The following is a 12674-nucleotide window of genomic DNA, read 5'->3' as shown; positions in this document are numbered from 1 at the left end:
TTTGGATAATGAAATATTTTTTTCAAATTTAAACTGTATTCAATTCGGCCCTTACCCGCAAACCCTGTGAGTGAGAGGCCGGAGGCATACTAAAACATTAACTGCGCCCAGGCAGGCTTTTTATATCCCCGAATCGTGTTGCCCGGAACCTGTGCTTGCCTACTCCGTCGTAGTGTACAATGAGCTGAATCACGCTCAAAAAATCCATTATTCCAATTTTACTGCCAGGACTATTTGTTGCAGTTAAAGCAACACAAGTCCCGGGTCAAATATTCATTTATGACAAGAAGAGAATATCGTCTTATCATCATAACTGCATTGATCATGTGTGTGCCGATAGTAATCCTTGCTTACAAGAACAAAGCATTGGTTTTGCAGTCCGCTGCCTATGAATGGAAAGACATGAAAGCAATTCCCAATCAAAAAGGTGAAAGAAGAGACGTATTTGATTCACCTACAGAAACACTTGATAAGCTGGAACTGCACATCACCACATTAAACCCCGGCGATTCCTCGCACGCACCGCACCAGCATGCCAATGAAGAACTGCTGATCATTAAAGAAGGCAACGTGAGTGCACTTGTTGCCGGCGAATGGAAACAACTCGGCCCGGGATCTGTAATTTACCAGGCTGCGTATAATTTGCATTCGATAAGAAATACAGGGAGTACGAGAACTACTTATTATGCGTTGCAGTGGAGGACGGAGAAGACGGGGAAGTAGGGAAGTAAGTAGGTTAAATGTAAAATAGTTATACAATTCCTAAGGCTTTTTTAGTGGTTAGCAAAAAGAAAAGAATGGCTAAGTCAGAAAAATTAAAAATAAATGTAGGTTGTTATAGCTGTCAAAAAATTGATAACTGCTTTCTATGCGTTTATATAAATGACTTTGTCAAAAAATTCCGTAACTATAATAGTGACGAATTTTTAATTGTTATTACAGGACTAAAGAGTTTTATTCATAAAGATGAAAAGGTTATAACGTACTTGTTTGAGCAACTCAAAGAAAACAATATTACCATTGCATTAGAAGGCAATGAAGAAAGTATCAATCAAATAGACATTACTTGCAAAAATATCACAAAGGATACATCATACAACTTTAAATATCAAATTCAAAATCTAATAACTATTGTTGAACTTTCAAGTAAAATTGACATACCACCGGTTGGAGTAATAATAATGAAGATTGTTGCACAAATAATTAGCAAATTAAAAATATTATATAAAGCTATTGTGCTTGATTTAGATGATACATTATGGAAGGGAACCCTTTCCGAGGTCGGAATATATAATATAAGAGAATATATGTACTCTGAAGAAGGGGCTCCATTTATCGAATTTATGAAATTTCTAAAAGTGCTCGGGAATGAGTTGGGCGTATTTATTACAATATGTTCAAGAAATGATTCTAAAATGATTGAATCAACAATAGAAGAATTTGATGACAATATTTTTCCATTAAAAAATCAGATTGATTACATTATCGCAAATAATAACGACAAAAGTGAAAATATTAGAATGATAGCGGAACAACTCTCAATTTTGCCAAGCTCAATAGTCTTTATTGACGACAATCAAATAGTTAGAGATGAGGTAAAACGTAAATTGACAGGAGTGTTTGTACCTGAATGGGAAAATCATAATGAATTAGTTACTAAATTAATTGCCGGATGTATATTCGAAAGAGTTGAGTTGTCGCTCAATTCCCAGAATAGAAGAAAACAATATAAAATAATACAAGCGGAACGTAAACAAAATTTTTTACCTAAACTATCTGTCAAGGTAATCGATGACAACAAACATACTGAATCCATTAAATTATACTCTAAATCAAACCAATTTAAATTCTCACGAAATGATGATAATTTGAATGATAATACAAAATCGTTGTATTTTGAAATAATTAGAGAAAATGGTGAAAATTTAGGAATCTGCTCAGCAATTACCTTCAGCAACACATACGACACTTTTCACATTCACAACTGGGCAATAAGTTGCAGATATTTTGAAATAGGACTTGAAGAGTTTATTTTGTTATACATACAAAAAATGGCAGATACAAACACGATATTAATTAATCATCAGCCCTCAGAATACAACCAAAAGGTTAGTGAAATGTTGGCTAAATATTCTGATGCTTTCAAGAATAACGGTAAAAAAGATTCAATGGAAATAATTTTTACAAAAGAAATTGTCGATAATATCAATAATAATACAAACTTAAGGATTATATAAAATGGGGAAACGTAAATTATACACACTGGGCTATACGTTATTTCAAAATGGAGCAGTCATTGACATTGAAAAAATGTTTAAAACTTTAAAAGAGTTTAATGTATCTCATTTAGTTGATGTTCGCTCTATGCCATATTCAAAACAGTATCCGCAATGTAATGCCGACAATTTAAAAGTGGCAGGCAAACATTTTTCCATTTCATATGGACATATGCCGGAACTTGGGGCAAAAGCAAGTCCTATGCAAGATGTTTTTTCTAAAGCTTCCGATATATTTTTTGAAGACATATTTCCAATTACAAAAAGTAATAGACCTGAAAATTCTGAACTTCATGCTTATGAGGAGATCGTTGATTTTAAAAAATTTAGAAAAGATGAATATTTTTCAGAAGGAATAAAAAGAATTGAAAGAGCATATGATAATAACTACGCACTTGCACTTATGTGTAGCGAGAAAAGACCAATTGACTGTCACAGATATTTTTTTGTAAGTAAAAAGATTGAGCAACAATTTGGAGATTGGATAGAGGTAGTACATGTTACTCAAAATCAAAATGGTGAAATTGAAACTGTCTCTAATGAAAGCCTAAACAGGCAGTTATCAGAAATAGTATTAAATAAATCTGAAATTAAAAAATTAGATGTTTTAAATTCTAGCTTTTTTGAACCAGCAAAAATTGATAATTACTTTGGTGATACTATACAAGATAAAGTAATTGACTTTTGTGATAGATATTGGAATTTAATGCATGGGTGGAAAATGAAAATTAACAATCAAAATAATCGAAAAGAACATGATGAATTTATTTAGCATAGGTTTTACCCAAAAATCTGCAGAGGAATTTTTTGGGTTGTTAGTAGACAATAAAATAGATTGTCTTGTTGATATTAGATTAAACCCGAACGGGCAATTATCAAGGTTTGCTTTTGAAAAGGACTTACCTTATTTTTTGAACAAATTAGCTGATGGTTGCAAATATGTTCACAGAATTGACTTAGCGCCCCAAAATGAGTTATTAAAAGAGGTAAGAACTAAAGGCTCCGATATGAGCAAAGATTATAAATTGTTTGAAAAAGAGTTTAATAAATATTTAGAGAAAGAGTCAGATATTGAAAATTTTGTAGAGCAGTTTAGGAATTATCAAAATGTTGTCCTTCTTTGCTCAGAACATACAACAGAAAAATGCCACAGAAGATTAGTATGTGATATGTTACTTAATAAATTCAGTCAAGATATAAGGTTTGGAGGACATTTAAAATGAAAAAGAGAGTATTGTTATTAGCAGTTAGTTGTAAAACTGGAGGTTTATGTCCGGGCGGTATCGATTTAGGCGACCCAAGCAAATGGATAAGGATTGTTAAAGATGATGGTCGAGCTGGTGCAGTTCAAGGATATGAAATAGATTTTGGTAAACCACTTGACATTATTGAATTTGAAGGCAGGTCTATGCCACAAGGAAAGCAAATAGAAAACTGGGTTATTGATAATAATTCTTGTAAAAAAAAAGAATCTTATGGTCCGGATCAAACTAAGGAAGTTTTAGATTGGGCGTATCAGCAGTATTCGTACAATGATTTTTGGGGAAATTACAAGGCATATTTAAATGAAGAAGAATTCAATGCAATAGATGTGCCGTCAGAATCAATTTTAAAAGTAAGCGATATTGATATTTACAGAAATAATAATGATAAATGGAAAACTGATTTTAATTGGCACAAAGCACGGTTCAAAATTAAAGGAGTTTCAATGACCGACCCTGATTTTTATAATAATGGTTCTGTTCATATCGACAATGCTTATATTGTAACCTCAATACCAAAAGAAATTGATGATTGGATTAATCATAGCACCGGCGAAAAACAAGCATACAAATTTGTAAGTAAGATTTATAAAATTTAACTTGACAAAAACACCACAGCACACAATATTGGCTTGGCAATATGGCGGTCGACGGAAAAACAATCGGCGCCAAATCATCAATCAGCTTGGGCTTCAGCGACGAATAACGCTGGGCTATAATTCTTAACTTTGTTCTCCTCACAGTCTTCAGGTCAGAACTTCTCCGCAAATGTCTCCTTCTAAGCCGTGTGTGATGGCCAGGGACTTTGCGAAACAGAAGAAGAGTCTAAGTCGCCAGGTAACACACAAGTTTCTATCTTCGAAACAGTCTTAAAATGAGGGAAGTAAATTAAAATGGCCGGGGAGTGTAAATTATACCCAAGCATACGCTCAAAGGCCTTAATGGAGACCTTGCTAAGAAGCTTCGGAGTATGAGATTTAATTAAAAGACTTTGCGGAAAAAAATCTATGGATAACGCATTGCACGAACTAGAAACTCTTTTTGAAGAAGCAAAAGGACGTAGTGATTTTGATTTCGTTCTTACACTGATTAATTATAGAGGTCTAGGGACTTACAAGCTAACTACTAATCTTCATGAGTGGTTTGAGGCTATTGGATTCTATAAGAAGCTTTATTTTGCTCATTCGGGAAGAGAAAAAACTAGAATAGGTGCTTTATTATATTCGACGTTCTTTGAGAATAGTGATTTTTATAATATTATCGGAAGTCTTTGCCGAATTAAACTAGGATTCAAAGGCTCTTCGTATCTTTTTTGGAAAACAAAAAAATATGAAAGATTGTTGGGCATCGGCGAAAAACAAGACTTTCTTATCGAGTTATTGAATGATGCTAAGAAGGACAATATTATTGACTTTTTTAAAGAAAATCATTTTAAAGAAATTAGAAATACCTTTTTTCATTCTGCTTACTCATTGAGCGATGAAGAATATATTTTTCACGACTCTGACCCGATTGTGATAAATGGAGTTGGGCACTATGGATTCAACGTTAAAGAATTCCTTTATCCTAAAGTAGAAAATGTAATTTCATTTTTTGATGAGTTTCAAAAACTTTATTTAGGAAGCTTTGATTTATATAAAGAAAACATGGAAGTGACTGGATTATTTCCTAACCCAACCAGAATAACAATTTTAGGTTCAGCAAACGGCTTACAGGGATTTAAGATCAAAAATGCGGTTCAGTTTTTTGGAGAGTGGAAAGATTCAGGTATCTGGTACAATGAAAGGTCCGACATGTGGGAAGGCTGGAATCTTAGAATGGGTTTTGATGATATTCAAACAATTGAAATCAGAGAGCAGTTAACCAGATATGAGAACAAAGAGGATATTCATAGAAGTGATACGGAGTTTCAAAACCTTGTTGACAAAATAATTGAAAGGAAAGAAACGACTGAAATAGGAAGGGCAACCCATCTTCTTATAAAATTTGGAAATTTACGGTATAAAAAAATGCAGAATGAGCAAAATCCTTTTAAAAAGAAAAGTTATTCTAAAATAATTTTACCGTACTATTATAAAGCAGCAGAAATTAGTTCTCCGTCGTTGGACATAACTGAATTAAAAAAAAGAATTAAAGAACTTGAAGAAACATAATTACCTCAAGCAAAAGTATTTGCAAAGCGGGCCTAGGCAATAGATTTACTGGCTATTTTGTTCTCCGTACAATCTTTAGGTGAAAACTTCTCCGCAAATGTCTCCTTCTAAGCCATGTGTGATGGCCAGGGACTTTGCGAAACATAGGAAGACCTAAAACGTTTGGTGTCAATGACGTCTTGACAACACGAAAGTTTTATGGCAACCAAGTTTGAACAAATATATCCTTGGGGCAAGCTGATTTTTTTAGTCGGAAGCTCTGTGTGCATTTCTTTAGGCTGGACAAGGGGAGCATTGTCTTTGGCCATTGTTGGAGGAACTCTTTATCTTTTGGCGCTAGTTTTGGGATTTGTTTCATTGGTATTCGAATCACAAAGATTTCGAAAGTCCGACTTACCAATTAAAAAGGAATCAGTTTCAGTACTGTCAACGATTAATAAAGTTTTGGAGGGAATAATATGTTTATCTGGGTTAATATCTTTTCTTGTTAAAGACTCTTTATTTAGTATAACTGGAGGCATCATTTGGTTGGGAACAATTGCAGTATACGTTTTATGCGGAATAGCGATTAATACAATTGCAGGGATACCCATGAAGATGGGCTATGGAGGTTGGTACGTTCCAAAATCAAAGAAGAGAAAATAGCAGATGTTCTCAATTTTCTTCCTGATGCAAGTAGGCGGTTGAGTAAGGTGTGCGGCGTATTTGTGGTGGATCAAACCATTAAAATTCGCTTTTGATAAATTTCTTCTATAAAAATATTTTAACTACTTGCTAGCCTGTTGCACAAGCGTTGGCAACCAAGTTGCTGCACCTTAAAATTCAAAACTATAAATATTATGGAGGTCACTAAACGACAACTTGGGGCGTTCAAAACTATTGTTGATACTTACAAAAGTGGTACGACTTTTCCTAAGCGACATGAATGGAAATTACTTGACAATAATTCGCTTTGGCTTAGGTTAGTAGGACAGGTTAATGTGGTAGGTGGTGTAGACGGTAATGACCGATTTTTCGAACGGCCAGAGTTGATAAAGAAAATAAATTTCAGCTCTTTGAGCAAAATCAAATTAGAAAAAGAACTTGCATTAAAGATTAATTCAGTTTTACGGGAAGCCGGTGTTAGATATGCAAGTGCAGACTTAACAAAGTGCAGTAAAACAAAATCTTTAGTTCATAACTATAAATTCATTTCACAATATAAAAACGGCTTCAAAGGCTTACTTCAAGAACTCGCAGACATTAAAGGAGAGACCGCAGAAGTTCAGCGTGTACATTTTTTGACATCAAATTTCAAGTACATTAAAAACAAAAGTGCCCGCGATTTCTTAATGGGATTAGGTATTAACAGAAATACCGTGGCAATTGACATTAGAATACAAAATATCTTCAAGCGTTTTGGTTTGCCATTACCTAGCCAAGCGGAACTAAGCCGACGGATAATTTATGAAGCAGCAGAAAAAAACATAGTAGACAAAATTTGTAAGCCTCTAAATATTGAGCCTGTACAGTTTGACAGAATTTTGTTTCAGAACTACGACAGTATTTTGAAGAACTAGTTTTTGTTGCCCCTCCTGGCGCGAGTGTTAGGCTCCGCCGTCCACTCATGTCTATCAATTCGCTTCCGATTGTATAGGGATGGCTGAGTAGGAAATTTGTTTAGAAAAGAAATGTCTGAGCAAATGAATCCGTCGCTTTTAGTCGTGTGTTACCTCACTATGCCCCAATGCAATCGAGGACAAATTAATAGACACGTGTAATCCTGCGGAACACACGCGCCAGACGGCAGATTTTCTCTCGCTGTACTTCAGGCGAACTAAAGACCTTGTTCTCAGAAAAAACCGAGTAATGTCTTTTCCACATCTGTTTATATCTTGTTGTTTTAAAACTAAAAAATATAGTATTTTTGCTCATATTTTTAGTGATAAAATTTCTTAAATGAAGAAACAAAGAAATGAGTCTACATCAAAATCAGTTGCCTCTAAAGCTTCAAAATTGTTGAGTAATCCCAACAGTTCAAAGGCTGTTAAGAGTGTAGCAGCTTCAGCTTTGACGCAGGCTCGAAACAAAAAGAAGTAATGCGACAAATTGCAAGATTTTTGTATTATTATCTTGTCATTCATTTGGTTTGGCGTATAAGTTGTGGACGACCGAAAATTTGAATCGGATGCCACAACTTTTTCGTTTTATGCGAGCTCTTCGGTGAAAGCCTTTATCTTTATTCTTCGCACAGTCTTTAGGTAAGAACTTCTTTCTCCGTAAAGTCTTCAGGTTAAACTCCTCCGCAAAGGTTCATTCTTAGCGATGTGTTATGGATAAGAACTTCCGGAAATTTGAGGAACAGTTTTCTTTGATCCATAGTTTCCCAAACTGCAATTACGCGATAATATTTAATTTACGCTGTGCAACACAATCTATAAAATTTTAAGTATTGGCAAACCTCACCTCCATATGGCCCTTCTTTATAATCACAGACCTGAAAATTTCCATTTCTTTCTACATAGATAAACTTGGATTTGAAGTGCGCTATACCGGCCCGGATGACGACCCTTATTGGGCTATTCTTGGCCGTGACAATATTTCTATTATGCTTAAGGCCATTGTTCCAGATATAAAACCCATTCCTAATCATACACGACATGAATGGGCAGCGTGGGATGCATATATTGCTGCTGCCGATCCGGATACGTTGTTTGAGGAATATCGTTCTAAAGATGTTTCATTTAGAAAGCCTCTACATATCAATAGTGATAATTTGAAGGGTTTTGAAATAGAAGATGCTGACGGATATGTTTTGTTTTTCGGACGCCCTAATCTATAGCAATTAACAATAGACTCTTTTCAAAAAATCTTATAAAATTGCAAGATTAAATAGTAAATGGACAAGTTCCTAGACAAATTCGACCCTTCCATTTCGGAAGTAAAAGATTGGGCGTACGATGAAAATCTTTATTTTATCGAACAAGATGAAGATTTGGTTTTACATTCAACCAAATACATTACCGCACTGATGGAGCTTGCGTCAGACCCCAATTGTCCCAAAGGAGACTACTGTTTATCGATTTTGAGTTACTATTCGCAAATATTATTGGCAAAGAGACTTGTTGATGAAGTCATTAAGGCAAGGCAACAAATGCTTGAATACAACCTTCCATTAATTGGAAAAGTCCAAAAATGGCGGACTGATTTTTTAAATCTGGTTGACTTGATAAGCAATCCAAGACCCATTGACGAGATTGAAGCTGATCAAATTGCAAGACAACTTATCGTCGGAGACTACCGTATTCTTGAGTTTAAAAAGTTAGGGATTTTGCATTTCGGAATTTTCGAATACAGTGCTTCAGCCATTAACTACATTGAGTATTTGTATATTAATCCCAAAACAGCTAATTGGAAGCTATCGAAATTTAATAGACTTTCTGACATTTCAGAAATCTAATTACAAAAATAAACACCGTTTTCCGACGTCTTTATATTGAATATTTTGGTGCACAGTCTTGTTACTTACTTGTCTTGAATAACCAATATCTCACGAAGATTTTTTTGTAACAGCTTTTTGTTTCCCTCTTAGCTTCTTTTGTTTAGCCAGGTACAATTCAAACTCTTCCTCATCTTTCTTGCTAACACCGTCGAAATAGGATGCAAGATCAGTGAATGAAATACCCAATGCATTCGCTATTGCAATAGTCGTAGTTAATGTTACATCTAACTTTCCTACAGAAACCTTCTGTATATGCGCCGGCTCCATTCCCGCCTCTTTAGCAAGCTGCCTAAAACTTTTAATCCCACTTTCTTTTACAGCTTTGTAAAGTGCAACGGCAAAGCGCCACTTTAGTAAATTCTTTTCTTCTTTTTCCTGTGCTTTCATGAAGCGGAAAGCTTGCAGAATTTACAATTATTTTTGACGTAATAAAATACGTCATTATATTTTTTCCTATTTTTGCCCTTATAACCTCCTTGTGAGTGTGTAAAATGAGTGGTTATGAAAGGACTTGATTTATTACATCAAGCTACTCATAGCCGTTCAGTTCATTCACCCTTTAAAAAACAACATCCAATGAAATCCTTAAAAAACATCTTTTCCTATTTTCCTGCCCTTAAAACCGCTTCAAAACCTGTACAGGTAGGCGAGAAGGCTCCTAACATCATCTTTAAAAACATGCTCAACGTTCCAAAAAAACGATTGGCATTGGAGGAGTTGAAGGACAAACCCGTGATCATTGTTTTCTGGCAAAGGACATGCACCGCTTGTTTAAATAGTATGCATGTGCTTGCACAACTGCAGGCGCAATATGCCTGGCGGATAATTTTTATTTTGTGTACCGATGATACAACGGCGCACATAGAATGGTTCCTGCGAAGGCGAAAGCAGCTGAGAGAATTGGCTTTGCCTATGTGTGTGGATATGGGAGGGCGGATCAAAAAATATTTTCCCCATGTACAGCTTCCGCACGTGGTATGGATAGGTGAGGGCAGAAGGGTAAAAGCCATTACTTCGGTGGAGCATCTTACACAGGCCAATATAGTGGAGCTGCTTACCACCAACCGTCTGCGGTTGCCTGTAAAACAGGATGCATTGCATTTTAATGTTAACCGCAGTTTTGCAGAGAATGGTGTGGCCGCGAATGAGGGCGCCTTTTATGAATCGCATTTAACGGGGCATTTGCCTGGCGTTGCTTCGCAGCGTGGTTATTACACGGATGACCAATACAGCCGCATTTATGCCGTGAATGTCAGCAAGGCTTCGCTATATGCCATCGCATACCGGTATGAGGAACATTTGCATGAGGCGCAATTGCCTGTTCGTACGGTGTTTGAGGAGGAGCAGGACCGGCTGCATATTTTCCCGCAGACAAATGATGTGTTTCCGGACCATACCGAAAGCCTGCTCAGTTATGAGCTGCTGCTGCCTCCCCAAAAAGGTTTTGAGGCCGAATATTGCGCCCACAAATTGATGCAAAAAGACCTTGACCGCTACTTTAACTGCACCAGCAAAATGGCGGGGCTGCTGCGGGATTGCTATGAGGTTGTGCCGCGCCAGCAACAGGATCCCGAGCCATCCGCAAGCAGCTACCAGGAAGAAACTGTTTCGGAAATGATCTTTTACAACCGACCGGTAAGCAATGTCATCAATTATGTATGTGACAGTTTTACTACGCCTTTGCCGCTGGTTTGCGATGATAAAACAAACCGGATGACCATCCGGCTGAAAAAACAGTACGATGATTGGACCGCGCTGCATAAAGACCTGACCGATGCCGGCTTAATGCTGCAAGTAGCGCAACGGCACATCAATATGCTGGTGTTCAGTTCTTCACAGGAAGCGCCTGCGCCTTGATAGAGCGTAAAGCTTAAAGCCCAAAGCTTAAAGCTGATCTAAGCGAAGGTTTAAAACCATATAAGTAAGGTGTCGGGTGCCAACGTTTCTTTGTAAACAACTGATAAAGCTTAAAGCCCAAAGCCCAAAGCTTAAAACTGATCTAAGCGAAGGTTTTAAACCATATAAGGCATATAAGAACAAATAAGAATTTTGTCTACGATAATGATAACACTTAAACGACAATACATTTACTTAGCCAGACCGAACCTTCACCATTGACCATTCACTATTCACTAGTTGACCAGATGGTATAAAAGGACATTTAAGAGATGCTTCGCATTGGTGCCGGGGCGCCGTTTCAATCAAATTGTACAACCAATAGACAACATGCAAAACATGCATCAGATCGCGGAAATAGAGCTTGTGTACAACACAAGCGTAAAGCCCTCAGCCAGGGTGAGTGTTGACGGTCCTGGATCTGCCTATCAACTCTTTCTGACAACCTGGGACGCTAAAAGAATAGAACTGCAGGAGGAATTGAAGGTAATGCTGCTGAACGCGGACAGTAAGGTGTTGGGCATTTGCCATTTGTCTTCAGGCGGATGCAACGGCACCGTTTCCGATCCTAAACTGTTGTTTGCCGCGGCGCTGAAGGGAAATGCTACGTTCGTAATTTTATGCCATAACCATACGTCCGGCAATACTGCACCAAGCCGGGCGGATCTTGAGCTGACAAAAAAAGTAAAGCAGATAGGGGAGATCCTTGGCCTGTTGGTACTTGACCACCTGATCATTACGAGCGAATCATATTTTTCTTTTGCGGATGCAGGGTTGTTGGATGTTTGGTGAAAATTAAATACAGTTACATAGGAGGGGCACGGAGGAGGCACGGAGTTGCACAGAGCGCGTTCAAACGGTGAAGAACACATGCGTTATAGCTGTTTAATTTAAGCCCGGCATCTTCAACTTTGGGAGATATCTCCTGCGTGCCAATGACAGGTTTTGCTGCAGTTGCAATTTTTCCCGTAGGGAATTAAGCTCAATAGAAATGATTGAATCGGGATCCTCATAGCCCGTTAGGGCTTTAACCAAATAAAAGGTGTTAATGTCCTACGGACAATAGGGGTCTTGTGTGTCTGTACTTCTATTGAGCTTTAAGCCCTACGGGCTATCGACAAAAAGTATATTGTCTTTTTTTTTGATTGTGGTTAACCAATTATTCCTCGACATGACGTTCAAAGTTCATCCAGAAGTTGCACCGAGAGTATTCAAAAGCTGCGGAATACACGCCGCCAGAATAATGTGTCCTACACTTTCAAAGTGCTTTAAAAGTGTAGGACAAATTATTTTGGAGACGATATCTCTTCGTGCGCTCTTGTTCATATAGGTTGCCGGTTCTGGCGCGAGTGTTCGGTACCGCCGACCACTCGTGTCTATTAAATCTCTCCCGATTGTATCGGGACAAGTGAAGACAGTATTTGTTTAAGAAAGAAAAAGCACGGCAATTAAAGTCAATACTTTTTAAGGATGGGTTGTTGCAATAACGCCGATGCAATCGGCTTGAAATTAATAGACACGTGTGATCCTGCGGAACACACGCGCCAGAGCCAGAGATGATAATTAGTTCTATGATTGAAGATCGTCGAGGTCCAAATGCGAAGCA

At 37.2% G+C, this 12674-nt stretch carries 14 protein-coding genes; 13 read left to right on the top strand and 1 reads right to left on the bottom strand.

Annotation, left to right across the window (positions count from 1 at the left end):
* Positions 1-279: 279 nt before the first annotated feature.
* The 11 genes from QTN47_RS19515 to QTN47_RS19465 all read left to right on the top strand — a co-directional run bounded on the left by QTN47_RS19515 (position 280) and on the right by QTN47_RS19465 (position 9130).
* Complete coding sequence (locus QTN47_RS19515; RefSeq protein WP_369331094.1) at positions 280-723, top strand: cupin domain-containing protein; 444 nt, start codon at positions 280-282, stop codon at positions 721-723.
* 74 nt (positions 724-797) lie between these two features.
* Complete coding sequence (locus QTN47_RS19510; RefSeq protein ID WP_369331093.1) at positions 798-2237, top strand: HAD-IIIC family phosphatase; 1440 nt, start codon at positions 798-800, stop codon at positions 2235-2237.
* A 1-nt stretch (position 2238) separates the two neighbouring features.
* The gene (locus QTN47_RS19505; protein WP_369331092.1) at positions 2239-3048 is read left to right on the top strand and encodes a DUF488 domain-containing protein; all 810 of its coding nucleotides are present in this window, start codon (positions 2239-2241) and stop codon (positions 3046-3048) included.
* Positions 3032-3499 carry a DUF488 domain-containing protein gene (locus tag QTN47_RS19500; RefSeq protein WP_369331091.1) on the top strand — a complete coding sequence of 156 codons (468 nt, stop codon included), beginning with the start codon at positions 3032-3034 and terminating at the stop codon, positions 3497-3499. The genes QTN47_RS19505 and QTN47_RS19500 overlap by 17 nt, the downstream gene beginning before the upstream one ends.
* Positions 3496-4137: a dual OB domain-containing protein gene (locus QTN47_RS19495; RefSeq protein WP_369331090.1), complete on the top strand. Its 642-nt coding sequence runs from the start codon at positions 3496-3498 to the stop codon at positions 4135-4137. The genes QTN47_RS19500 and QTN47_RS19495 overlap by 4 nt, the downstream gene beginning before the upstream one ends.
* A 408-nt stretch (positions 4138-4545) precedes the next feature.
* Entirely contained in the window at positions 4546-5691 is a 1146-nt protein-coding gene (locus QTN47_RS19490; RefSeq protein ID WP_369331089.1) for a hypothetical protein, read from the top strand.
* Between the two features lie 198 nt (positions 5692-5889).
* On the top strand, positions 5890-6336 hold the full coding sequence (locus tag QTN47_RS19485; protein WP_369331088.1) for a hypothetical protein: 447 nt from the start codon (positions 5890-5892) through the stop codon (positions 6334-6336).
* Positions 6337-6530: 194 nt separating this feature from the next.
* Positions 6531-7250, top strand: coding sequence for a hypothetical protein (locus QTN47_RS19480; protein WP_369331087.1), 720 nt, complete (start codon positions 6531-6533; stop codon positions 7248-7250).
* Between the two features lie 379 nt (positions 7251-7629).
* A complete protein-coding gene (locus QTN47_RS19475; RefSeq protein ID WP_369331086.1) occupies positions 7630-7770 on the top strand; it encodes a hypothetical protein in 141 nt (46 codons plus the stop codon).
* A 352-nt stretch (positions 7771-8122) separates the two neighbouring features.
* Positions 8123-8512, top strand: coding sequence for a VOC family protein (locus tag QTN47_RS19470; RefSeq protein WP_369331085.1), 390 nt, complete (start codon positions 8123-8125; stop codon positions 8510-8512).
* 57 nt (positions 8513-8569) lie between these two features.
* Entirely contained in the window at positions 8570-9130 is a 561-nt protein-coding gene (locus tag QTN47_RS19465; protein WP_369331084.1) for a hypothetical protein, read from the top strand.
* Positions 9131-9220: 90 nt separating this feature from the next.
* Here QTN47_RS19465 and QTN47_RS19460 read toward each other — a convergent pair whose 3' ends face one another.
* The gene (locus QTN47_RS19460) at positions 9221-9559 is read right to left on the bottom strand and encodes a helix-turn-helix domain-containing protein (RefSeq protein ID WP_369331083.1); all 339 of its coding nucleotides are present in this window, start codon (positions 9557-9559) and stop codon (positions 9221-9223) included.
* 189 nt (positions 9560-9748) lie between these two features.
* Here QTN47_RS19460 and QTN47_RS19455 point away from each other — a divergent pair, with 189 nt between their 5' ends.
* Complete coding sequence (locus QTN47_RS19455) at positions 9749-11029, top strand: TlpA family protein disulfide reductase (protein ID WP_369331082.1); 1281 nt, start codon at positions 9749-9751, stop codon at positions 11027-11029.
* A gap of 378 nt (positions 11030-11407) precedes the next feature.
* Positions 11408-11860 carry a JAB domain-containing protein gene (locus QTN47_RS19450; RefSeq protein ID WP_369331081.1) on the top strand — a complete coding sequence of 151 codons (453 nt, stop codon included), beginning with the start codon at positions 11408-11410 and terminating at the stop codon, positions 11858-11860.
* Positions 11861-12674: the final 814 nt, after the last annotated feature.

The sequence above is a fragment of the Danxiaibacter flavus genome, assembly GCF_041060425.1.
GTDB classification, from domain to species: Bacteria; Bacteroidota; Bacteroidia; order Chitinophagales; family Chitinophagaceae; genus Danxiaibacter; species Danxiaibacter flavus.
Note: the sequence above shows the minus strand (reverse complement) of the source record. Positions and strands in the feature narration are given on the sequence as shown.